This window comes from Nitrincola tibetensis, from assembly GCF_003284585.1.
Classification (GTDB): Bacteria; Pseudomonadota; Gammaproteobacteria; order Pseudomonadales; family Balneatricaceae; genus Nitrincola; species Nitrincola tibetensis.
The window spans coordinates 411,506-433,965 of record NZ_QKRX01000003.1 but is presented as its reverse complement, the minus strand read 5'-3'; the positions used below and the strand labels follow the sequence as shown (position 1 = coordinate 433,965).

22 protein-coding genes are annotated in these 22,460 nt (G+C 46.3%); 7 read left to right on the top strand and 15 right to left on the bottom strand.

Annotation, left to right across the window (positions count from 1 at the left end; all coding sequences use genetic code 11):
* Positions 1 to 5 precede the first annotated feature (5 nt).
* From DN062_RS06340 to DN062_RS06280, 13 genes are all read right to left on the bottom strand, one after another.
* Positions 6 to 842 (bottom strand): alpha/beta fold hydrolase, encoded by an 837-nt coding sequence (locus tag DN062_RS06340; RefSeq protein ID WP_112158473.1) that lies wholly within the window; start codon positions 840 to 842, stop codon positions 6 to 8.
* A 43-nt stretch (positions 843 to 885) separates the two neighbouring features.
* Positions 886 to 2,346, bottom strand: coding sequence for a 2-hydroxymuconic semialdehyde dehydrogenase (locus DN062_RS06335; protein ID WP_112158472.1), 1,461 nt, complete (start codon positions 2,344 to 2,346; stop codon positions 886 to 888).
* A 62-nt stretch (positions 2,347 to 2,408) separates the two neighbouring features.
* Positions 2,409 to 3,332 (bottom strand): catechol 2,3-dioxygenase, encoded by a 924-nt coding sequence (locus DN062_RS06330; RefSeq protein ID WP_112158471.1) that lies wholly within the window; start codon positions 3,330 to 3,332, stop codon positions 2,409 to 2,411.
* Positions 3,333 to 3,358: 26 nt separating this feature from the next.
* Positions 3,359 to 3,679 carry a 2Fe-2S iron-sulfur cluster-binding protein gene (locus tag DN062_RS06325; protein WP_112158470.1) on the bottom strand — a complete coding sequence of 107 codons (321 nt, stop codon included), beginning with the start codon at positions 3,677 to 3,679 and terminating at the stop codon, positions 3,359 to 3,361.
* Between the two features lie 18 nt (positions 3,680 to 3,697).
* Positions 3,698 to 4,759, bottom strand: coding sequence for an NADH:ubiquinone reductase (Na(+)-transporting) subunit F (locus DN062_RS06320; RefSeq protein WP_112158469.1), 1,062 nt, complete (start codon positions 4,757 to 4,759; stop codon positions 3,698 to 3,700).
* 10 nt (positions 4,760 to 4,769) lie between these two features.
* The gene (locus DN062_RS06315; RefSeq protein WP_112158468.1) at positions 4,770 to 5,132 is read right to left on the bottom strand and encodes a phenol hydroxylase subunit P4; all 363 of its coding nucleotides are present in this window, start codon (positions 5,130 to 5,132) and stop codon (positions 4,770 to 4,772) included.
* A gap of 61 nt (positions 5,133 to 5,193) precedes the next feature.
* Positions 5,194 to 6,696, bottom strand: a complete 1,503-nt coding sequence (locus tag DN062_RS06310; protein ID WP_112158467.1) for an aromatic/alkene/methane monooxygenase hydroxylase/oxygenase subunit alpha — start codon at positions 6,694 to 6,696, stop codon at positions 5,194 to 5,196.
* 28 nt (positions 6,697 to 6,724) lie between these two features.
* Positions 6,725 to 6,994: an MmoB/DmpM family protein gene (locus DN062_RS06305; protein ID WP_112158466.1), complete on the bottom strand. Its 270-nt coding sequence runs from the start codon at positions 6,992 to 6,994 to the stop codon at positions 6,725 to 6,727.
* A gap of 10 nt (positions 6,995 to 7,004) precedes the next feature.
* Positions 7,005 to 7,991, bottom strand: coding sequence for an aromatic/alkene monooxygenase hydroxylase subunit beta (locus tag DN062_RS06300; RefSeq protein ID WP_112158465.1), 987 nt, complete (start codon positions 7,989 to 7,991; stop codon positions 7,005 to 7,007).
* A 27-nt stretch (positions 7,992 to 8,018) separates the two neighbouring features.
* Positions 8,019 to 8,327 (bottom strand): phenol hydroxylase subunit, encoded by a 309-nt coding sequence (locus DN062_RS06295; protein ID WP_112158464.1) that lies wholly within the window; start codon positions 8,325 to 8,327, stop codon positions 8,019 to 8,021.
* 443 nt (positions 8,328 to 8,770) lie between these two features.
* Positions 8,771 to 8,911 carry a type B 50S ribosomal protein L36 gene (gene ykgO, locus DN062_RS06290; RefSeq protein WP_036508197.1) on the bottom strand — a complete coding sequence of 47 codons (141 nt, stop codon included), beginning with the start codon at positions 8,909 to 8,911 and terminating at the stop codon, positions 8,771 to 8,773.
* A gap of 14 nt (positions 8,912 to 8,925) precedes the next feature.
* Positions 8,926 to 9,171: a type B 50S ribosomal protein L31 gene (locus tag DN062_RS06285; protein ID WP_112158463.1), complete on the bottom strand. Its 246-nt coding sequence runs from the start codon at positions 9,169 to 9,171 to the stop codon at positions 8,926 to 8,928.
* An 88-nt stretch (positions 9,172 to 9,259) separates the two neighbouring features.
* Positions 9,260 to 9,871 (bottom strand): superoxide dismutase, encoded by a 612-nt coding sequence (locus DN062_RS06280; RefSeq protein ID WP_112158462.1) that lies wholly within the window; start codon positions 9,869 to 9,871, stop codon positions 9,260 to 9,262.
* A 109-nt stretch (positions 9,872 to 9,980) separates the two neighbouring features.
* Between DN062_RS06280 and DN062_RS06275 the strand changes: the two genes are divergently transcribed.
* The 4 genes from DN062_RS06275 to DN062_RS06260 all read left to right on the top strand — a co-directional run bounded on the left by DN062_RS06275 (position 9,981) and on the right by DN062_RS06260 (position 16,289).
* Entirely contained in the window at positions 9,981 to 10,433 is a 453-nt protein-coding gene (locus tag DN062_RS06275) for a hypothetical protein (RefSeq protein ID WP_112158461.1), read from the top strand.
* 149 nt (positions 10,434 to 10,582) lie between these two features.
* Entirely contained in the window at positions 10,583 to 12,763 is a 2,181-nt protein-coding gene (locus tag DN062_RS06270; protein ID WP_112158460.1) for a TonB-dependent receptor, read from the top strand.
* A 527-nt stretch (positions 12,764 to 13,290) separates the two neighbouring features.
* The gene (locus DN062_RS06265; RefSeq protein ID WP_162301257.1) at positions 13,291 to 15,513 is read left to right on the top strand and encodes a TonB-dependent receptor; all 2,223 of its coding nucleotides are present in this window, start codon (positions 13,291 to 13,293) and stop codon (positions 15,511 to 15,513) included.
* A gap of 92 nt (positions 15,514 to 15,605) precedes the next feature.
* The gene (locus DN062_RS06260) at positions 15,606 to 16,289 is read left to right on the top strand and encodes a Fe2+-dependent dioxygenase (RefSeq protein ID WP_112158458.1); all 684 of its coding nucleotides are present in this window, start codon (positions 15,606 to 15,608) and stop codon (positions 16,287 to 16,289) included.
* A 14-nt stretch (positions 16,290 to 16,303) separates the two neighbouring features.
* On the opposite strand, the gene DN062_RS06255 is transcribed toward DN062_RS06260, so the two are convergent.
* Positions 16,304 to 17,410 carry an alpha-hydroxy acid oxidase gene (locus tag DN062_RS06255; RefSeq protein ID WP_112158457.1) on the bottom strand — a complete coding sequence of 369 codons (1,107 nt, stop codon included), beginning with the start codon at positions 17,408 to 17,410 and terminating at the stop codon, positions 16,304 to 16,306.
* 315 nt (positions 17,411 to 17,725) lie between these two features.
* On the opposite strand from DN062_RS06255, the gene DN062_RS06250 reads away from it, so the two are divergent.
* Both DN062_RS06250 and DN062_RS06245 read left to right on the top strand, forming a co-directional pair.
* Entirely contained in the window at positions 17,726 to 18,781 is a 1,056-nt protein-coding gene (locus tag DN062_RS06250) for a DUF2868 domain-containing protein (RefSeq protein WP_112158456.1), read from the top strand.
* Positions 18,778 to 20,190 carry a DUF3482 domain-containing protein gene (locus DN062_RS06245; RefSeq protein ID WP_112158455.1) on the top strand — a complete coding sequence of 471 codons (1,413 nt, stop codon included), beginning with the start codon at positions 18,778 to 18,780 and terminating at the stop codon, positions 20,188 to 20,190. The genes DN062_RS06250 and DN062_RS06245 overlap by 4 nt, the downstream gene beginning before the upstream one ends.
* Before the next feature lie 92 nt (positions 20,191 to 20,282).
* On the opposite strand, the gene DN062_RS06240 is transcribed toward DN062_RS06245, so the two are convergent.
* Positions 20,283 to 21,359 (bottom strand): NAD(P)-dependent alcohol dehydrogenase, encoded by a 1,077-nt coding sequence (locus tag DN062_RS06240; RefSeq protein WP_112158454.1) that lies wholly within the window; start codon positions 21,357 to 21,359, stop codon positions 20,283 to 20,285.
* 239 nt (positions 21,360 to 21,598) lie between these two features.
* Between DN062_RS06240 and DN062_RS06235 the strand changes: the two genes are divergently transcribed.
* On the top strand, positions 21,599 to 22,459 hold the full coding sequence (locus DN062_RS06235) for an N-formylglutamate amidohydrolase (protein ID WP_112158453.1): 861 nt from the start codon (positions 21,599 to 21,601) through the stop codon (positions 22,457 to 22,459).
* Position 22,460: the final 1 nt, after the last annotated feature.

The following is a 22,460-nucleotide window of genomic DNA, read 5'->3' as shown; positions in this document are numbered from 1 at the left end:
TTTATTTATGACTGTTGTTGATATGATTCACTAAGAAAGTGGGAGACTAATTGAGTAAAACGGGCCGAATGCTCTATCTGTGTCCAGTGGCCACAATGACCAAACACATGTAGCTGAGCGTTATCAATCCACTGCGCAAGGGTTAAACTGGTTTGCAAGGGAATCACTTGATCTTCACGGCCATGGATAATCAGTGTTTCCTGCTTGAGTGCACGAATATCCTCTTCTTGACTGAGCATCGCATCCACCCAACGCTGTCTGGGCGCGGGAAACATCGCGGCAAAGGATTCTTGAAAACCCGGACGAATACTGGCCTGATAGCGCAACTCAGCTAACTCGTCATTCACCAATGAACGGTCGTAGGCGAACAAATCGAGTAACCGACGCATGGTTTCAAAAGAGGGTTGATAGCCCCAGACTTCATCTAAAGCCGAGGTGATTTCAAAGGGTACTCCGACACTGCCCATCAGCACCAAACGACGAACACGTTGTGGATGGCGAATGGTTAAAGCCAAGGCTAACGCTCCACCAAAGGAGTTACCGACAAGATCCGTTTGTTCGATGCCAAGGGTGTCGAGTAGATCAATACAATGCTGTATCCAACGATCCATGTTGTATTGTTGATCTTTCGGACGCTCGGTGAAGCCAAAGCCCAACATATCGGGTGCAATTACCCGACATTGCTGACTTAAGGCTGGCATAACTAAGCGCCAATTCGCCCAGGCTGTCGCACCCGGGCCAGAACCATGAATCATGAATACCGGAAAGCCTTTACCAGTATCATGAACATTGGTTTGAACACCCTTAACGTCGATCAGTTTACCAATTTCGGGATTACTCATGATGTGGTCACCCTTGCGTTCTTATCATCATTCGATAGATGCATCACAACTTGATACAGATGTTTTTCAGCTCGGTGTAAAACTCCAAGCCATGCACGCCACCTTCACGACCGATACCAGACTGTTTTGCACCACCAAAAGCGGTTCGTAAATCACGCAGGAACCAAGAGTTCACCCACACCAAACCGGCTTCGATCTGCTCTGCGACACGTATGGCACGCGAGGAGTTTTCAGTCCAAATGGCGGCCGCCAAGCCGTACTCCGTATCGTTGGCTAGCTGAATGACTTCTTCCTCCGTATCGAAAGGACGAATATGGCAGCACGGGCCAAAGATCTCTTCACGAATCACACGCGCATCATCGGCTAGACCTGTCCAGATCGTGGGCTCAATCCATGCACCGCCGTTTAACGCTTCGCCCATATCCGGAATACCCCCACCGATCTCAACGGTGGCGCCCTCTTCCACGGCTAGGTCATAGTAGTATTTCACCTTGTTGCGGTGTTCTAAGCTGACCAGCGGACCAAAGTTGGCAGCAGTATCCTCAGGACGACCGAGTTTCAATTTGGCCACCTGCTCTTTCATGCGCTTGAGGAAGGCGTCATAGACAGGACGTTCGACGTAGACGCGCTCAGTGCCTAAGCAGACTTGACCGCAGTTCACAAAGGCTGAACGCATGGTGCCTTCCACCGCTTTTTCGAGATCACAATCGGCAAAGACGATTCCTGGATTCTTTCCGCCACACTCCAAGGATATGTTGCGCAAACCCACGGCTGCCGCTTTCATAATCGCTTCACCCGTGCGAGTCTCTCCCGTAAAGGTAATGGCATCTATCAACGGATGGGTCGTTAAAAACTCACCTGCCGAGTTGGGTCCAAACCCATGCACAACATTGAATACGCCCGGTGGAACACCGCACTCATTCATCACCTCTCCTAACAGCGTTGTTGTCGCAGGTGTTTCTTCGGACGGTTTTACCACCACGGTATTACCACAGGCCAATGCAGGCCCGACCTTCCAGGTCATTAACAATAGCGGAAGGTTCCAAGGCGAAATCACGGCGATCACCCCTTTAGGTGTCCGATGGCCAAGATTGATCGCGCCTAAGTGATCAGGCGCATCTAAGCGAAAGGCCTCCGTCGGATGGTTCGCCAGGGTTTCCGAAAAGGCTTTAAAGTTTGCAGCACCACGCGGAATATCAATATGGCTGGCGATTGAATAGGGCTTACCTGTATCGCGACATTCGGCCTCTAAAAACTCATCAAAACGTTGATTAATGCGTTCCGCCACACTGTTCAATAGCTCTATTCTCTGAGCCTGGCTTAATTGACCCCAAGGACCTTTAAGCGCCGCTTTCGCGGCCCTCACCGCTTGATCCACCTCGTCAAGGCCCGCTTCATGCACCAAACCAATCAGGCTGTTATCCACGGGACAACGGTTTTCAAAGGTTTTTCCACTCGCGGAGCCCACATAGGCTCCGTTGATGAAATGTTTAAATTCATTCATCGTGCTTTCTCGCATACAAACTAAAAAAAGTGCTAATCGTTTGGCATTAGCACAGACTAGGATCAGGTCAACGCCGTTAAGAAACGTTCGTTCAATTGACGATCATGGTAGAAAATCGCTTTTCCAAGGTCTTCCGCTTTCCAGGTCACCGTCTCATGATCGGGGTAGTGATAATCGCCACCAGCAAAAACCTCATTGCGATTACCCGATGGATCAAAGAAGTAGATCGTTTGACCATGCGTTAAGCCATGACGGGTTGGGCCAATATCAATTGACGTGTCTGTCATTGAAATAAGATCAGCGGCTTTGAGCACATCCTGCCAAGTTTCAAGATAAAAAGAGGCGTGATGGAACTTGTTCTTTTCTGCATGTTTAATAAACGCTATGTCGTGTGCTTTCATTGATGCGGTTAAAAACAGCGCAACGCGATTCTGTTCAGGGTCAACGACTTGCTCAGCCAAATCAAAGCCCAGTACATCCCGGAATAGCGTCAGGTTTCCTTCAAGGTCATCACCGTACAGTAAGCAGTGATCGAAGCGGTTTGCTTGCATTCCTTTTAAGCCACGCGGCCAAGCTTCTGGATTAACGCTGCTAATTCCCCACTTGCCCGTTTGTTCTTTGGTAGCAAAAAGTTCAAAGGTATGACCCGTCGGCGCCACAAACTGCATGCGACGGCCGCAATCTTTCAAATCACCGGAGGGTAATTCGGTTACAGTGATACCTAATGCGCGGATTTCTTCAGTTAGGGAGTCGAGAACGGATTCGTTTAGGCATTTAAAACCCATAAAATCCATCCCCGGCTCATCTGACTCTCTTAGAATGACCGAATACTTATCCACTTCTGTCCAGGCTTTAAGATAGACGCGTCCTTGATCATCTGAATCCATCTCGATCAAACCCAAGAGGTCTACATAGTGCTTACGAGCTTCCTCAAGATCCAATACACGAATTTGTACATGTCCTGGACGCATTACACCTTTTTTCATGGTCGTTTCCTCTTATATTTGTTATGTCACGCTGTTTTATGTGTTGATAAATCGTTGAAGTGGTCTGATTCAATCACCAGATCACTCTCTGGAAAAACTCGACAGGCGAGGGCAAAACCCGCCTCTGCTTCATGTTCCTTGATATGGGCTTTACTCATCCGTTTGGTGTGAAAGGCGCCTTCCAACACTCTAATTTTGCACAGTCCACAACCACCCCCTCGGCACCCCACCTGAATAGACTGTTGGCACGCCCTCTCCATCGCCTGTAACAGCAACTCACCTTCGGGCACTGAAAATGCTTGCTGTCGGTTGGTAACCTGAATCTGAAAATGACGTAGGGCATTCATCTCATCAGACCCTCATGCCTAAATTCGCTTAAACAGCGCTGATCGCGTTTCGGAGTCAGCACCATCAGCAGCCGTTAGGAATTTCTCCATATGAATATCCGCTTCAAAGACACGACCTTGCATCAAGGCACTAATGGCCGAATCGATCATCGGTGGAGGGCCACATAGATAGGCTTTATGGCCTGCAAATTTACCGTCAAAGTGATCAATGGCGGCTTCATGGACATAACCTGTAAAACCTTGCCACTGATCCTCAGCCGTTGGGGCGTTTAAAGCTGGGATGTAATGGAAGTGACTGTGTTTGTCAGCCAACTCGGTTAACAGCTCACGGTTGTAGAGTTCCGCGACATTTCGTGCCCCTTGGAACAGATAGATTTGACGTGTATCGCCTTGCTCTAATAGATCCAAGATCATCGACTGTGGACTGGATAAACCGGATCCCCCGGCAATAAAGATCACATCTTTAACATCCGACTTGCGCACAAAGAACTGTCCGTAAGGACCTGAAAGTGACAGTTCATCACCCTCTTTTAAGGTTTCATGCAACCAAGTCGTCGCCGCACCGCCAGGAACCAGACGCACATGGAGTTCCACAATCGAAGGATCGGAGGGTGAGTTCGCAATAGAAAAGGCTCGACTGCCTTGCACGCCCGGTATCTCAAGATTGATATACTGCCCAGCCTGAAACGTGATTGGATGATCCAATTTCAGTGTGATGCCTTTAATGGTCGGTGACAGATCAACAATGGTGATGACCCTGGCGGTAAAGTCTTCAACCGAGTAGCCTTCGAAGTCTGGATCAACATCGATATCCGCTTCTATCACCAAGTCGGATTCCGGAATGGCACAACAGGCCAACACCTTACCCTCATCACGCTCAACATCCATTAAGGCAAAGGGTGATGCATTGCCTAGATCCGCATCCCCTTCGACCACTTGAACTTTGCAGGTGCCACAAGTGCCATGACCACAGGCAAAGGGTAACCAAACGCCTTGACGGAGCGCAGCATCTAAAATGGTTTGCCCCTCTTCCACTTCGATCACATCACCCGTAGGTTCCACTGTCACTTCGTACGTCATGACCTGCTCCTTAAACCGCTTTGCCCTGGAACCCTGTCAGCTCAGGCGTTTGGAATCGCAATACCGATTTATGACCGACACCTTGTGCTTTTAGTGATTGATTCAGATCGGGAGTAAAAGGTTGGTTATCCAGCAACCAAGTTGCTGTTTCCCAATTGATCTTTGTGAACTCTTCATGCAAGCCGAAGGCTTCGGGCATCACCTGGTCACGCAACTCGGCAAAGGTCATGCTGGGTGGAAGCGCATAAGCAAAAGGCGCACAGAACATCAAATGATGATCCCAAGCCACATACACAATTTGATTACCATGAAAATTTTCAACTCTGTCCCGTGCCTGCACTTTATAGTCAGGCGTAATAGCTCTTACTGACATAATCGTTTCCTATCTCTGGAACCACCGAAGTGGCTCACATCTTGAATGACTCCGAGGAGAATTAAGCGACACCTTTCCACTCTTTCCAGCGCTGCTCATCGGGTGAGCCTTTGATGTCCAAGTTGTCAGCACCGAGGTTAAGTTTGTAGTAGTCGCGCAGTACTTCTTCCACGCTGGCACCACCACAGTTACCTTGATAAATTTGATGCACGGGCAACCAGGACTGAACATACTTTTCAGGTTCTTCATCAAAGATGTGTTTGCAGCCATCAGAACAGAAGTGGTACTTCTCTCCTTCGTAATCGCTTGAGCGATAGGCAATTTGGGTAGGATCGTCCATCTCGGTAAAGCCCATCGGAATCTGACAGGTGGTACAGAGTTGCGGCAACGCCTGGCTATAGAAGCGCTTACCTTCCGCTTCCATTTTCCTGGCTAGTTCCCAACGGGGACGATAATATTTGTCAAACGTATCGGGGTATTTTTCGCTTAACCAATCCAGCTCTTCGTCACTGGGAATCCAGGTATGGAAACCAGCTGCATGACCGTAGTTGTAGAAGATCCACCAGGCTTGATGCGAAATGTGCTCTTTCTCTTTTTCAGTGGTTTCAACAAATTTCGGCATACGAATACCGTAGCGTGCTAAGTCTTTAAAAAGCGCACCACCTGCTTCTTCAAAGTAGACTTCCCAAGCTTCTTTCCAAGACATCACTTTGTTGGGCAACATGTAATCCATCATCATGGCAACAATGGATAGCAAGCGTGTTCCACGCCAGAACCACTTATCGATCCACTTCTGCACGATAGGCACGTTGTCTTCGTGTTGCTCCAGCAGAAACTTGATGATTTCTAAGCCTAGCGTCATGTGGCGAGCTTCATCAGACTGAGCAGAGAAACCGAAGGTACAGGTCGCCATATCACCGTTATGAGCAGCACCTGACATAAAAGGAACGAACAACAAGTTCGTTAAGACATATTCAAAACTGAAACTGATTGCAATCAGGAACTCGAAAGGTCCTGCACTGCGCGCATCATCAAAGAAAGATTTCGGCACTGACAAGTACCACACGCGATCATGCATGTGAGTCCAATCTTGGAAACCATCAAAGTACTTGTTGTAATGGCTCATGGCGTGAATTTGTGTTTGCACATGACGCAACTCATCGATCGATTGCATCTGGCAAGCCACACGTGCACCCGCACCGCCAAACTGACGACCGACATGCGCATAACCTTGGTAGGCTTGATACTCTAGTGGAGACACACCGGTTAAAAAGATTTTAATAGCATTAACATAACGGGCGTCGGTCACATTTAAATGACCGTTATTTTGGGCAAAAGCATCAAATATGGCGTAAAGTTTTTTCTCTTTTTCAGCCTGATATTTCCAGTAGGCATCCATGGTTAATCTAAAGGGATCTTCCCATTTAGACCAATCCGTAATCTTAATGCCTTCAAACTCTTCATAAGGAAATGCTTTTTTACGATCTGCGTAAGAGTATTCCCAATCAAGATCTCGTGTTAATAATCTGTACTTATCTTTTAAATTAAGTTTTTTAGCTGACATTTTCTGACCCTTTTTATTTTAATACCAATCAAACATTCCAGCTTAAACTGAGCTGATCATCATCTTCATCGACATTGCCACCCAGCGTGATGAGATTGAGATGCAACTCTTGGACATTCCAATCACGACCCATTTTTTCTTCAACGGTTTCCCGTTTTACGATGAGGCTATTTTCATTTTCGATTCGGATCATCGCTGGATGATGAATCACCGTCGCATCTGGGTTATCTTCTTCGATGGCTTCAATGATGTAGCGAGATTCATCATTATCTTGTAACGCGATATAAACTTTGGACATGCTGAACCCCTTAGGCTGTAATTCCGGCTTTTTTGATGCGCTTTTCAAGCTCTGCAACCGCCTGATCGAGCGCTGCTGGTTCCAGCAGTTCATGAGTGACAGGTCTTAAGGCTTCTAGCGTTTTCGCTTGCCATTTCTCAGTCCAAGCGTGAAGGAGAGCTTTATTTTCATCCGATTCTGAGACGACCGTTTTCAGCACAGAATCGAACCATTTGCTAACATCCTTGTTCCATGCCTGCATAAACTCAGTCAACATAGCGATATCACGACCACCCATCGCCGCGAGTTTGCCATCCAATTGTTCGTAGAAAAGGTTGAAAATCAGCGTATCCATCACCAGGTTTTGCGCCAGCACCACTTCAAACCAATCTTCAACGGTCGTCATCTCCTCGCACAGCGCACGCATACCCTGCCATGCAGGATTTTCCATCCAGTGCTGCTTAGATTCGATTAACGATTGTCCGGTATTACCATCAAGCATTAGGCCGATTCGTGATAAGTATTGAGCAATACCTAAGCGATCCATGGCGTTATATAACAGGGCTTGAGTTATGGCTGTACCATAACCAAATGCACAGCCGTACATATTGTTTAAGTTGGCGGTATTCTCAATATGTCTTAGAGGGATTAAATAAGTAATGAGCAAGTTTTTGACATCATCACTTAAATAGTCTGCCAAGTTACGCTTTTCAAAAAAGCCATAACTGCTTTCTGCCGCTTCTTGCATTTTTGCGCGCTGTTGAACATAGGCACCATAATAGAATTGACGAGGATCTTTTAACGCATACCAATCTTCCATCACGATTTTGGTACGGTTTTTATCGTTCAATTCAAATTCAGGTTGCCATAATGGGCGGTAATGAAAGTTCGTTTCTGCTTGCAGGTCATAGGTTGCTTCCTGATAACGTGAAGCAGGTTTATCACCAAATCGGCGTTCGATATTGGCAAAGGTATTGCGCACTGGCTCCAGTGTTGACGTTTTAATTTCAATGGTCATAAGCGTCACTCAAAGTTGATGTTATTTTTATTCAACAGAACGGTTGTGATTTTTGCTCATTAGCGTGTCTTCGCCGTAACGCCACTTTTCTAACTCAGCATCGACTTCAGCCATCTGCTCATCCGTCATGTGAATGACATGATTATTCTTGCAGAAGGCCTCAAATGCGGTCGGTGGCATGATCAGCTCAACAAAAAGAGAGGGATCTTCAATTGCAAAATCGAATTCGACAAAACGGGCACCTAGTTCACTTCGAACCCGAATGTATTTTTTCAGGCCATCGACACCTGTTCGAGCACGGGGTGAAGGGTTGTGATAAACATGCAAATTTGGCATTGCGTAACCTCTGACTTTTTATCTTGTTATGTCGTCATTGTCAGAAGTATTAAAGCAAGTGCTGTGCCACATCCTCTTCGCAGCTGAAATGCATGTTATGTGAATCTCTAATTAATTGAAGTGTAAATAAAAAATACCAATCAGAAAAAAATACCCTACTCTTATATCAACCAATGTTAGGCAAGATAGGTATTTTTAAGGCGAGGATGTTAACGAAATGATTAAGTGATTTTTTAGGCGTGATCATTTGATCAATAGCTGTCTGATACTCACAAAATATGGGCTGCTTGCTACCAGTATTATTCAGCTTCAGCGAACATGTCTAAGATCTAGCAAAGAAAGAGTCTAAATTTGAATGCTCTTCCCAATGATCCACCATAGGAAGAGCCTCATTCGTTAAGAAGGGCGGCGATAGTGGCTCTTATTAAGTTGACCTAGACGCACTAGCGCTTCTTTCCACCCCCCTGACGGGCTTTGAAACGAGGGTTGCTCTTACATATCACGTAATAGCGACCTCTTCGTTTGACAACTTGGCAATCAGGATGGCGTGCTTTGGCAGTTTTGAGCGAGCTGACAACTTGCATAGAAAAACCTCCAATTAAGAACGACTGAAGCGTTTATTGAAACGCGCAATACGGCCTTCATTGCTTACAATCCGTTGCTCGCCGGTGTACATGGGATGAGAAGCACTGGAGATATCCAAATTAATGACGGGATAGGTTTTACCATCCTCCCAAACGAGCGTTTCTTTGGATTGACAGGTCGATCGGATCCTAAACATTTTTCCGCAGCTGGTATCCCGAAAAATCACATAATCATAAGCAGGGTGAATAGACTTCTTCATAACTAATCCTATGTTATATCATAACTTTTATATGGTTAAAAAAATCAGGGAGGAAACCCTGATTTTTCGAATAAAGCCAAGCAATTAACTAGCCAACCGCTTTCTCGTATAGCTCTGACACACGTGACCAATGAATGACATTAAAAAACGCAGCTATATAGTCTGGGCGCTTGTTTTGGTATTTCAAATAGTAGGCATGTTCCCAGACATCCAAGCCCAATATTGGAGACTGACCATCCATCAGCGGGCTGTCTTGATTGGCACTACTGGTGACACTCAGCGTTTTATCCGGGTTAACCACTAACCATGCCCAACCACTGCCAAAGCGCTTAATAGCGGCCTCAATAAATAGCGCTTTAAACGCATCAAAGGATCCAAAGGCTAACTCAATCTCATCGGATAATCGCCCTGCAGGAAGCCCACCTCCATTTGGTGACATTACTTCCCAAAACAAACTGTGATTTGCATGTCCCCCGCCATGATTTCTGACAGCGGTTTGCACTGTGTCTGGTAGTGAGTAGCAACGCCTTACCAGCTCATCCAACGCATAGACTTCATAATCAGTGCCTTCGATCGCAGCATTCAGTCCATTCACATAGGTTTGATGATGGCGAGAATGATGAATCTCCATCGTTAACGCATCAATATGAGGTTCAAGATCTGCGTACCCATAGGGTAATTTCGGTAATTCAAAGGCCATACTCAACTCCAAATCTAAACATAATAGTAATCATTATTATTTGCATTAGATGAAAAAACAACTATTATTTGCAAACTTGTTTTGAACCCCTCCATCACTGAGGTGAGTTATGGCAGATCTAGCGCTTTGGAAACACATCACGCAACAAGCAAATATCGCGTTTAAAAGTGAGATTTATGCGCACGCAGAAGTGCTTTACCTTGATGCAATCGAGCTGATGAAAACTGCGCTTTCAGAAACAAACCTGTCTGGCGCAGAGGATGAACCCAGTATGCTGCAAATTATTTGTCTTTCGATCAGCATTCAAAACCTTGCTGATTTATATGCGAGACAAACGCGCTGGCCTCGTTGCTTTTCTACCTTAGAACGTTATCTCAGCCTCTACGAGGAAGCCGCATCAGATACACACGACGACCCCAATCTATCCTTGGCATTTCTTCAAGAAAGCTGTCGATTGAGACGTGAGCTTTTTAGACATCGAGCTTGCGAAAAAGCTCAGCATGGCATCAGCCCTTGTTCTTGCTATCAAGATTCAAGAATGACCGAGAGGACTCTGCATTAACAACCCAAACAGGATAAATATTTAATTTCTCAAAATACGTGTACGAAGAAACTAGGCTCGCTTTTGAAAAGGACTTCTAGTCTACAGACAAAAACGGATGTAACAAAACGTCTGTGCTTTAAATCCACCACTGTTACAAGATGACTATCATGACTTTTAAGCAAAAGCACCCGTTACTCCTGCTTTCAATCTCCCTTGCACCTATGATGACGTACGTTTCACAGGTTAATGCCGAAACCCAAATGAGTGCAGTTCTCCCCACTCTCATGGTTGAAGCCATGGAGGAAAATGACCCCACACGCACCTATGTAGACTATCAACAGGCCAGCGTGACACGAAACAATTTAGATAAAAAACAAATTCCACAAACAATCGACACTCTAGATGTTCAAAAATTCAAACTTTACGGGTCCAATGATTTAAGCGTCATGCTGCAAGGAACCCCCGGCGTCTCTACTTCGTACGACATGCGCGGTGATGGCATCATGTTACGTGGATTCAGTGCGGATACTGGCGATATTTACCGCGATGGTAATAGAGAAAGCGGCCAAGTACGCCGCAGCACCGCGAATGTAGAGCGCATCGAGATACTCAAAGGTCCGGCATCCGTACTCTATGGACGCAGTGCTGGTGGCGGAGTTATTAACATGGTCAGTAAGTCAGCCAACTTTGAATCCAGAAGCTCTATAGGAGGGTATGCAGGCTCGTATGATAATCAGGGGGTCGTCATCGATATTAATGAAGTCATTTCCGATAACTGGGCTGTTAGACTCACGGGAGAACACGGGCAAAGTGAGAGCTTTAGAAGCGGTATTAAAAATGAAATCGACATGCTCTCTCCCAGCATTACCTACGACAACTACGAAGGGCTCACCTGGACTGCGCAGTATACCTACGATAAATTACACCGAGTTCCGGATCGCGGCCCAGCATTTGAAAACTTACCGGATGGCACCTCGATCAAAACCGGATTTGCACAACCCGGTGACTTTGTTGATGATAAACTGCAAGTGCTTCGCTCTGATTTGAAGTACCAGCTCAATGATCAATGGCAGATGCAATGGGCCGCTAGCTATCGCGAAGCCTATCAAAACTTCGATCATTTTTATTTAGGAACCTATTGCGCTAGCGAATCGACCGTCGTTAGAACAGGTGGAAGTTGTGTAGGCCATGTTGGCGATATCAGCCAAGTGTATTACTGGCAAGAAACAGCAAATACAACCTTCAGTAACAACCTGAGCCTACTCGGTGAGTTCATGACAGGTCCGTTAAAACACCGTTTAACCTTAGGGTTTGACTACTCTATTGAACAACGAGAGCCCAAGCTTGCCAATGAAAACAAAGATGGTTCACCCATCTTCGGATATGTGAACCCCTTAACTGGTGAAAGATCCAGCTCTAGAGGCTCAGGAGATTTAGAGATACGGACACACAACTACTCTAAAGGCACCAACTACGGGCTTTTTGTACAAGATTTAATTGGACTGACCGATGATCTCGATCTGATGCTTGGCGTTCGTTACGATTATTATAAAAGCCTATCGGAAAATCGCTTGCTAGCGAGCAGTAATCCCAACTTTGAAAGAAGCATTGATGACAGCACCTTTAGCCCGAATATTGGTATTGTTTGGCGCCCTTTCCAACATCACACTCTTTACGCTTCCTATAGCCGAAGCTTTGCTCCATTTGGCGGACGAATGGGAGTCAACCCGATCAACGCCAACCAAAACCTTGAACTCTTTGATGCCGATCCACAATTTAACGATCAATATGAAATTGGCATTAAAAGCGACCTCTTGAACCAACGTTTAAGCACACAATTTGCAATTTATGACATACGGAAAAACAACATTCGCTACCGTCCTGATCCAAACGACGATCCTTACTACTGGGAAGTGCAAGGGCAACATCAGTCCAAAGGGGTTGAGCTCAGCTTTATTGGACGACTCACCGACCAGCTCTATGTTCGAGGCGGTTATGGTTACAACGAAGCATCAGTGAAAGAAGACAAAGCCACCCCAACGAACACGGGAAAACGTCTAGCTGGAGTTGCGCAAAACACTGGGAACCTCTTTCTTCGATACCTACCTAACGAACACTCCTATGGTGAAATTGGGGTTACACATATCGGAGACTCATGGACGAACTTAAGCAACACCACTAAATTAGATGGCTTTAACCGTGTCGATGCGGCCCTGGGTTACAACCTAGATAATTGGCGCATGTCACTGGCTGTCACTAACTTACTGGATAAGGAGTACTGGCGATCCAGCTCAATGCTTGGCACACCAAGAAGCCTACTTTTCCGTGTAAACTATGCGTTTGATTAGAGCCTAGCAATTTAAACTGGATTAGAAGCCACCGATATCTATCAAATCAGTGGCTTCTATTTAACAAATTTTGTGGCATCAGGATCAGCCTTGCTTACAGCAAAACGTCAATCAGGTTAACGAAAAACCAAAATACCCCAGTGATAATAATAACGAGCCCTACGGCTTTTCTGATCTTCATCAACACGCTTAGTCACTCCGACACACTCATGTTCAATCAGTCCTTGAACATAGAAAATTATATTTAATACAAATCATTATTATTTGCATTATTGCAAAAAACAACTAAAATTGCGCAATAGACTCATTTAGTTTTATCAATTGAATCTGAAGCATGTGATTTTAAAGTGCACTTAAGGCTCACCTCCCACAGCCTAAAAGTGTCACACGAAAATCCTGCTTCGCCAGCCAATGCTAGCCCCTCCTTTAATCCGTTACACAACGCCTTCTCAACAAAAGGGATGAGTGATGGCTATTTTTAGTCACATTGTTATTCCCTACTAAAAATTCATATGAAAGGAACTCCAATGCAAAACCGTCTATGCTGCAAGATACACACCCGCAAACCTAGCCCCCTAGCCTTAGCGATCGGCTCTGCCCTGTCACTCATGGTGACACACGCCTATGCACAAACTGACAATGTTCAGCTTCCTACACTAGAAGTGTCCGCAGAGTCGGAGCAAACCTATCATGTCGAGAAATCGGCCAATGTGAAACTCACACAAGACCTCGTTGACACTCCTAAAACGCTGACGATTGTTAATGAGGTATTGATGCAGGACCAAGGCGTGACCAACCTACAGGACGCCTTACGTAACGTTGCTGGTGTCTCCACTTTTGCGGCTGGAGAAGGTGGTGGGGGGAATGTCACCACAGGCGACACAATTACTATCCGTGGATTTGATGTCAACGGTAGCATTTACACAGACGGTATTCGGGATCTTTCAACCTACAGCCGAGATATTTTCAATACAGAACAAATTGAAGTAGCAAAGGGATCATCCGGTAGCTTATACGGGAAAGGATCTGCAGGAGGGACGGTTAACCTAGTGACTAAGAGTGCACGTACAGATCGTGACTTTAACTCGATTAATCTCTCTTATGATCAAGGTGGATTAGGGCGTATAACGGGCGATTTTAACCATAAGTTGTCGGAAGATAGCGCTCTTAGAATTAACCTCTTGGCGCAAAGTGGTGGAGATTACCTAGGCAATGGTGAGGAAGAATATCAGAGCATAGCAATTGCGCCTTCTTACTTCTTACAGTTAAGTGACAGAACCGACTTAACGCTGAACCTGTTCCATATGCAACAAGACAACACTCCCGTAATGGGACTTCCTTTTGTGAATGCAGCCGCCGCCGCGCAGTTAGGCATCCCCGAAGGGCCTATATCAAAAAGCAATTGGGATAACTATTACGGTGTTAAAGGCCGTGATTTCGAAGAAGTCGATGCCACCAGCCTAACGGCGATCATCAATCACGAAGTCAATGAGGCATGGAACCTTCGCAGCCAAACGCGTATTGGAACCAATGAACGCCAATCCATCACCACCCGACCTGCCCTTTTAAATCTCGGTAATAACAGTGCACCGAACTATGATGGCAGCGTCAATGTTTCGCCTTTCATGTCGCAGTTTAGTGAAGATAAACTCTTCGTGACCCAATTAGATGCTATTGGAGAGGTATATACAGGCTCGGTAAAACACGACCTTGTTGTCGGGGCCGAAGTTTACCGAGAAAATAAAAAAATCCCAGTGATCGACACATCTGGTATCACTCTCTCCTCGAACAGTGTCGATCTGAACCACCCCGACAGCGTCACAGCCACCGGGACTTGGCAAAAAGACGGCTACTCATCCGACACCACCGCAAAAGGCATGGCCGCCTACTTTGCCAATACGGCAACACTCAATCAATACCTACAATTGAGTGCTGGACTGCGGTATGAAGACTTCACGGCAAAGGGTTATAAAACCTCCAGCGGGCAACAGATTCATGCGAACACCGATGCAGACTTAATTAGCTGGCACGCTGGCATCAACGTTAAGCCCCTGCAAAATGGTAGCATCTATGCGTCTATAGCCAACTCGCAACAGCCAAATGCCACCGACCTCGTCTTGCAGGGTAATGCAAACACCACTGAAACCTATGCAAAACTAGACCCGCTGGAATCCTTAACAAAGGAAATTGGAACCAAGTGGGTGTTCTTTGATGAACGTTTGTTGCTGGGGGCAGCAGTGTTCGAAACGACGAAAGACGTTTACGACACAGTTGACAATGAAATCACCACCTCCGGCGAGCAGCGCAGCCGAGGGTTTGAGTTAAGTGCAACAGGCAAAGTAAGCGATGAACTGAGCCTTATTGCGACCTACACTCGCCAAAATGCGAAGGTTACCGAAGATGCGCCTGCCGCCAACGGCAATACCACTGAAGGCAATGGCCTTAATTCCGCGCCGGATCAATCGGCCAGCATCTGGATGACCTATGCAAAAGGTCCTCTCACCTTAGGGGCCGGAGCCGAATACAACAGTGGCAATACCTACTGGCGCCAGCAACGTGCCTTCTATGAAACCGGCAGTGTCACTCTGGTCAATGCAATGGCCAGTTATGAGTTCACCAACCAACTTAAAGCCCAGCTCAACGTGAGTAACCTCACGGACAAGGAGTACGTAACGGATTACAGCGCTCGCGGTCACTTTAAGCCAGGTGATCCACGTAATATAAAACTCAGTCTCAACTACAACTTTTAAAGATTAAGAATCCAATCAAGCCATCAATGGAGTGAAACATCATTGATGGCTTGAACACGAACATTCAAACTCAATCGACAGGAACCCAACAAGTGCTGCTGCATTTACACAATATTCTTACCCCCACAGAAGCCCATGATATCAAATCAGCATTACTAGAGGCCGAATGGCAAGACGGAAAGCTCACCGCTGGCAACGCCTCGCGCCAGCAAAAAACCAACCTTCAACTGGACCCCCGCTCACAACTGGCTGAACAGCTAGGCAATGTGCTTTTACAGCGACTAGGACAACGAGACGATTTTATGGCAGCTGCACTACCAGCTAAGATCTTTCCCCCCATGTTCAACTGTTACTGCAATGGGGGAGAGTTTGGTTACCACATCGACAATGCTATCCGCCAAGTTCCCAACACTCCTGTGAAAATCAGGACAGATCTATCCATGACACTATTTCTAAGCAATCCGGATGAATACGAGGGAGGCGAGCTCATCATTGATGACACCTTTGGCACACAATCCATTAAACTCCCAGCGGGAGACTTAGTTCTCTATCCATCAACAAGTCTCCACCGAGTCACACCCGTGACCAAGGGCCACCGCATCAGCTCTTTTTTTTGGTTACAAAGTTTAATCAGAGACAATGAGCAGAGACGAACGCTGTATCAGCTCGACCAAAGCATCCAAGGATTGCGCAAAGACACGCAAGATAACGAATATATTACCCAACTTATTGGTGTCTACCACAACTTACTCAGGCAATGGAGCCAGACGGGTTGAATCTAAATAATACGTTACTCTAAGCCCCTGTTATTCGAGAATGTCCCAGGGAAGTCAAATAAACAGGCTGTTGATACATCAGCCAAACTGGCACAACCACACAATGCCATTGTCGCTTCCAACTCATCCCGCAAAACTCTTAAGATATGCGCAACACCCAAGGGGCCTGCAACCGCTAAAGCATAGAGCACATATCGGCCGAGAAGCACAGCGTCCGCTCCGAGGGCGATGGCTTTAAAAATATCGCTGCCTCGTCGAATGCCGCCATCCATCAAGATAGGAAACCCCTCTGGCAGTACTTGACGCATTAACGGCAATACCTCAAGACTTGCTGGCTGCGTATCAAGGACACGACCTCCATGATTCGACACAATAATGCCACTCACGCCCAGATCAACAGCTTTTAATGCGTCTTCCGGATGCATCACGCCTTTAAGAATAACAGGCAAATGCGTGTGCTCAAGAATCAAACCTATGGTTTTCCAAGTAGGTGCTGTTTTCATCCAACACTCAAAGACAGAATCGCCTGCTCTAGGCTTGGGCAGATGGTTTAAGTTGACGGCGGAAACATCCGCAGGCAAGCGAAAACCAGCTCGTTGCTCATCATGACGAACACCATTAAAGGGTGCATCCACTGTAACGATTAGCGCTTGGAAATCTGCCTGCTCTGCTCGATCGATTAAGTGCAACGTTTCATTTAGGTCCGGTTGGCAATAGAGTTGAAACCAGCGGCAACTATCCGATGCAGCTTCAGAAACCGCTTCAATTGAAGTACTCGAAAGTGTCGACAAACAAAACCCAACCCCTTGTGCTAATGCCGCTTGCACAGTGGCGATCTCTCCCATGGGGTGAACAAGACGCTGATAGGCTAAGGGGGCGATTAATAGAGGGGATTTAAGTGATCGTCCGAATAATTGCGTTTGACAACCGCCTTGACCGAGCCCTTCGACCAATACACGCGACTGCAATAAACATTGATCATACGCACTCGCATTTCGCCGTTTTGTCAAGCCATCCATTGATGAGCCTGAAATATATGCCCACACATCCGGTGGTAAATGCCGCTCCGCTTCCGCTTCATAATCACTTAACGAGCAAAGAGTATGCGGTATCCTAGACATAGTGCATCCGAAAGGGTTAAATCAACACAACTCCTTACAAAAAGGAACCCGCGACAACACAAATGTGCTGCCACGGATTGAGCGTTGAATTCATGAGGATGAAGGGAATCATGATTTCAGCTTATCTAGCCGGCAAACATAGTAATGCAAATTATTTGCATTAGCAATTATAAACAAGATCCTTTTTTAATCATCTCTTTAAGCCGTAGAGTTGTAACCCCCTGACCCTATCCCTATCTATAGCACTGATCTAGGCGTCACCTTCTTAGGTCTGTATTATTCATCGACCTATTGGTTTTACATGCAGGAGTTCGATTGAACACAACTGATGCTTTGACACTACCCAAGTGGCTTATTCTTGTATCCTTTATTGCAGGTATGATACTCGCTACCGCTGTACTCAATTATCCAAATGATGGCCGAATCAATATATTCTGGATTTTGTTGCTTTGGGTGATCCTCCCTTTGCTGGGCTCCATCCTATCCATCGTACAGCTCGTGAGAGGCGTGAGAAATAGTTGGCTTACTCAGATTTTGAAGCCTTCACCCTACTGGCAACCTAAACCGATACAAGCTTGGTGGATTATCAGCCGACTGCAAGGGCTATGGCTCGTCTTCGGCATTGGGACTCTTAGCATGTTTGCAATCCAGCTTTTCATATCCGACCTTGCCTTCGGTTGGAGTACAACCCTTCTGAGTTCATCTGACGCATTATTAAACTTGATGCAATTCATCAGTACTCCTTGGGTAGTGCTGTGGCCACAAGCGGTGCCTGACCTCTATTTATTAGAAACGACCCAATTTAACCGTATTGACGCCAATACCACATCCTTTCAAGACGCCAGTCGGTGGTGGCCATTTATCATGGCAAGCTTAATTACCTATAATTTGTTGCCTAGAAGCCTATTGGCGATTGCGACCTATGTGAAGTGGCACAGGCTCCACTCACTTGAGTTGAGGATTGCACCCGCTCAACCTCAAGCACCTGCTTCGTCAACCAGTGCAAGTGGGAATCCTCCGTTAGACCAAGCGTATCACGCCGACGACTGGCAAGAAGCTAGCCATGTGTACTGGCAAATGTCAGTACCCAACAGTGAAGCTTTATATTCGTTAGGGCTACAGGATTGGAGTGAGGACCAACGCGTGTGGAACGCATTACTTGCCAACTCACCACATTCAATTCTTTGGAAGGTGAAATCGAGTTGCACACCCATGGCTGAGCTGAGCGACTGGATTGCTGAAGCCAATAGCAAAGGAATCAAGCAAGCCCTGCAAGTTCACCACACTCACCAAGACACAGATCGTCACAAACTCAGTTGGAAAGCCTTTGCACAAAAGCATGCACTTATTTGGATGGAGCCCTCTGAATGAAACCCTATCCTCATTTTTGTGTCGTGGGTCATCCCAACCAAGGTAAGTCATCCATTGTGTCAACACTGGTCGAAAATGCACATATCCGCATTGGGGTGGAATCTGGCACCACTCAAAAAGCCGAACGCTTCGAATTCATTATTCAAAATCAGGTATTGTTGGCATTAACCGACACCCCAGGATTTCAACGTGCACGACAAGTCTTAGCTTGGTTAAACGAGATCCCAGTAACTCCTGCTCAACGCCCCGAACGTATTCAGGCGTTTTTAAATGAACCCAGTCATGCTCAACGCTTCCCAGATGAAGTTGAGCTACTCACTCCCATTATGCAGGGTGCAGGCATTTTATACATTACCGATGCCGCCAGTGACTTAACAGCAGCAGACGAAGCTGAAATGGAAATTCTTAGATGGACAGGACAACCGCGCATGGCGATTATTAATCCCATAGACCCGGACCATCAAGATCCAAATTGGCAAGTAACATTGAATCAGTTTTTTCAATGGGTACGTGTCTTTAATCCAATGACCGCCACCTTGCCAACACGTATTGCCTTACTCAATGCGATGGCTGAATTATCGCAAGGCTGGACGCAAGCGATTAAACTTCTGAATCAACGGCTCATTGAACGTGATCAAGAGCGTATCGAACAGGTCAGCTTACAACTCGCGGAGTACTGGTGTGAGCAAATCAGTCGTCGTCTCGCCATCACGCCCTTAAACTCAGTATTACCCACCCCACCTGAAGAGCTGTTTCAACAACAATTAGATCAATCCGAAACGCACTTTTTTGAGCAATTACTCACGCAATGGGGACATGCTCAGGCGCATACTGAAAAGGAGCGTCTATGGCAGGCACAAGACAGTCCACTCATGAATACAGAACACTGGTATCTTTGGGGGCTCAAGCAAAAAGAACTATTGATGATCAGTGGCGCGGCTGGGATGGCAACAGGTGCCGTCATCGATTTGGGCTCAGGAGGTACATCCTTAATGCTTGGTGCTGTCTCTGGAGCCATTATTGGTGCATCAAGTGGGTGGTTAGCCAGCCAGCACCTCCCAAAGAAAGTGTTTGGATGGTTGCCTTTATCAAAGGAAAAACACTTTGTTGGCCCCATCACACATCCGAATTTTCCATTGGTGGTCATGGCCAGAGCACTGACGTTTACTCAACGTGTTTGGTTCAAATCCCATGCGGAGCGACGTCAGCTTGACTTAAAATCTCAAGCTTCGGATTGGTCTAAAGCAGATCAAATACAGCTGCTGCAATGGGCAAAAGCCCTGCAAAAACAGCAGTGGAAAGACAAGCATCAACATCAACTCACACAATGGATTAAAGACTCCTTGCACGAGACATTAACCGCGAAACTCGCTCAGGAACAAGCGAAGGTTTGGAAACTGGACCCATAAAAGCAATGGTCTTTTCCAGAGTGGATAAAAGGAATAAGACACCAAGCACCTTATCTGCATCCATAAAGCGCTTGGTATTATCGAGTCTAAACCTAGGCATGAATGGCGACTTTCAGAACTCCATCTCGCTGGTGTGAGAACAAATCATACGCTTCAACAATGTTTTCCAATGAATAATGATGCGTCACCATCGGAGACAAGTCCAAACGCCCTGACGAAATCGTCTGCATCAGACGGCGCATGCGCTCTTTACCCCCAGGGCACAAGGATGTCACAATTTTATGATCGCCCAACCCTGCACAAAATGCCCCCAGTGGAATTGTTAAATCACTTGAATACACACCTAGGCTCGATAGAGTCCCACCTGGTTTTAAGACTTTTAACGCAGCTTCAAACGTTGACTGCAATCCCAAGGCCTCAATTGATGCATCGACGCCTCGACCCTGAGTAATCTTCAAAATCTCGGCAACCACATCGACTTTCCTAAAATCCAGCGTCACATCGGCTCCCATTTTTACAGCCATTTGTAAACGCTCATCAACACCATCGACGGCGATAATTAATCCCGCTCCACGCAGCCGAGCCCCTGCTGTCGCACACAGACCTATGGGCCCCTGAGCAAAAACAGCGACCGTATCACCTATCTTAATGTTTGCTGATTCAGCGCCTGCAAACCCTGTGGACATAATATCAGGGCACATTAAAACCTGTTCGTCAGTTAGGCCATCAGGGACTGGCGATAGATTTGCTTGAGCATCAGGAACCAACAGATACTCCGCCTGAGACCCATCTATCGTATTGCCAAAGCGCCACCCTCCCAGTGGTTTGTAACCATGGTGGTGGTGACCGCCATCCTGAGAAGAGCAGCCATCCTGACACGCATACGATGTAAAACTTGGGCATATCGCGCCCGCGATGACTCGTTGGCCTTCTTGATATCCTTGAACATTCTTACCCAGCTTTTCGATAATTCCCACAGGTTCATGGCCAATTGTCAGCCCTCGTTCCACTGGGTACTCGCCCTTTAGAATATGAACATCTGTGCCGCAAATGGTTGTAGTGGTAATTCGAATTAACGCATCATTTGGGCCAATCTCAGGAATGGCTTTATCAATAATTTCAATGCGACCTGGTTCAACGAATACAGCGGCTTTCATCATGACAGACATAATTACCTCCTTTTATTGTGGTTTTATCTCTTAAGTAAAGCAGAGTTTCACGAAATCACCTCACAAATGTTTAAATAGGTTTACAAACTCATCCATATCTGACAAAACTGAACGAGTCAGTTATCAGGCCAGACTCTTCGCTTGTTTCGCTTGATACCTGCCATGCTTCACCCTTCCAAAAGGCAGGCTAACGACAAGGTTTACGCGCAATTAGATAAAATCCATTAAAGGAGGTACGCATGACTTCACCTTTCATTCAAATACGTACTGCGGCCCCTAACACACCGATTCGCGCACTGGTGCTCGATTCCCCTCATTCGGGAACTCACTATCCGAGTGACTTTGATTATGCAGTGGCTCTGCAGGATCTTCGTCAAGCTGAAGATACACATGTCGACACTTTGTTTAGTTTTGCACCCAGCCTAGGTGTGACACTGTTAGACGCGCTTTTCCCAAGAAGCTACATCGACCTTAATCGCTCTAGTGGCGATATTGACGAAGCACTCCTAAGCACTCATTGGCCTGAGCCTATACAAGCGAGTGACAAAGCAAGGCTAGGTAAAGGCCTCGTTTGGCGCATGCTGGATGACGGTCAAATAATTTATAATCGGATGCTGAGTGTCGACGAGGTGCGATACCGTATCCACACCTATTGGGTACCTTATCACCAAGCCTTAAAGCAACTCCTTAACGACACCTATCAGCAACATCAATGCGTCATGCACATTAACTGCCATTCGATGCCATCCATAGCTGATGTGTATTCAACCGAACACCCAGGGCTTGAGCACCCTGATATTGTCTTAGGGGATAGAGATGGCAGCACCGCAGATCCAAGAATTACCGATTTTCTTCGAAATGCGTTTAGTGAGTTAGGCTATACATGCTGGGTCAACCATCCCTATAAAGGCGTTGAACTGGTTAAAGCCTATTCGGATCCTGCACAGAACAAGCATTCGATCCAGCTTGAAATTAACCGTCGCCTTTACTTGAATGAAGCGACACGAGAGTTATTGCCAGAATACCGAGGATTACAAACCCATTTACAGCAGATATTGCTTGCACTCGACCAGTACATTCATGACTATTTTATCCCTTAAT

Excerpts from the sequence above, each read along its gene's own strand:
- DN062_RS06330 (WP_112158471.1), bottom strand. The coding sequence starts at position 3,332 with ATGAAAAAAGGTGTAATGCGTCCAGGACATGTACAAATTCGTGTATTG.
- DN062_RS06335 (WP_112158472.1), bottom strand. The coding sequence starts at position 2,346 with ATGAATGAATTTAAACATTTCATCAACGGAGCCTATGTGGGCTCCGCG.
- DN062_RS06265 (WP_162301257.1), top strand. The coding sequence starts at position 13,291 with ATGCAAAACCGTCTATGCTGCAAGATACACACCCGCAAACCTAGCCCC.
- DN062_RS06310 (WP_112158467.1), bottom strand. The coding sequence starts at position 6,696 with ATGTCAGCTAAAAAACTTAATTTAAAAGATAAGTACAGATTATTAACA.
- DN062_RS06340 (WP_112158473.1), bottom strand. The coding sequence starts at position 842 with ATGAGTAATCCCGAAATTGGTAAACTGATCGACGTTAAGGGTGTTCAA.
- DN062_RS06315 (WP_112158468.1), bottom strand. The coding sequence starts at position 5,132 with ATGTCAGTAAGAGCTATTACGCCTGACTATAAAGTGCAGGCACGGGAC.
- DN062_RS06255 (WP_112158457.1), bottom strand. The coding sequence starts at position 17,410 with ATGTCTAGGATACCGCATACTCTTTGCTCGTTAAGTGATTATGAAGCG.
- DN062_RS06305 (WP_112158466.1), bottom strand. The coding sequence starts at position 6,994 with ATGTCCAAAGTTTATATCGCGTTACAAGATAATGATGAATCTCGCTAC.
- DN062_RS06270 (WP_112158460.1), top strand. The coding sequence starts at position 10,583 with ATGACTTTTAAGCAAAAGCACCCGTTACTCCTGCTTTCAATCTCCCTT.
- DN062_RS06325 (WP_112158470.1), bottom strand. The coding sequence starts at position 3,679 with ATGAATGCCCTACGTCATTTTCAGATTCAGGTTACCAACCGACAGCAA.
- ykgO (WP_036508197.1), bottom strand. The coding sequence starts at position 8,911 with ATGCAAGTTGTCAGCTCGCTCAAAACTGCCAAAGCACGCCATCCTGAT.
- DN062_RS06280 (WP_112158462.1), bottom strand. The coding sequence starts at position 9,871 with ATGGCCTTTGAATTACCGAAATTACCCTATGGGTACGCAGATCTTGAA.
- DN062_RS06295 (WP_112158464.1), bottom strand. The coding sequence starts at position 8,327 with ATGCCAAATTTGCATGTTTATCACAACCCTTCACCCCGTGCTCGAACA.
- DN062_RS06275 (WP_112158461.1), top strand. The coding sequence starts at position 9,981 with ATGGCAGATCTAGCGCTTTGGAAACACATCACGCAACAAGCAAATATC.
- DN062_RS06245 (WP_112158455.1), top strand. The coding sequence starts at position 18,778 with ATGAAACCCTATCCTCATTTTTGTGTCGTGGGTCATCCCAACCAAGGT.
- DN062_RS06235 (WP_112158453.1), top strand. The coding sequence starts at position 21,599 with ATGACTTCACCTTTCATTCAAATACGTACTGCGGCCCCTAACACACCG.
- DN062_RS06320 (WP_112158469.1), bottom strand. The coding sequence starts at position 4,759 with ATGACGTACGAAGTGACAGTGGAACCTACGGGTGATGTGATCGAAGTG.
- DN062_RS06300 (WP_112158465.1), bottom strand. The coding sequence starts at position 7,991 with ATGACCATTGAAATTAAAACGTCAACACTGGAGCCAGTGCGCAATACC.
- DN062_RS06285 (WP_112158463.1), bottom strand. The coding sequence starts at position 9,171 with ATGAAGAAGTCTATTCACCCTGCTTATGATTATGTGATTTTTCGGGAT.
- DN062_RS06240 (WP_112158454.1), bottom strand. The coding sequence starts at position 21,359 with ATGTCTGTCATGATGAAAGCCGCTGTATTCGTTGAACCAGGTCGCATT.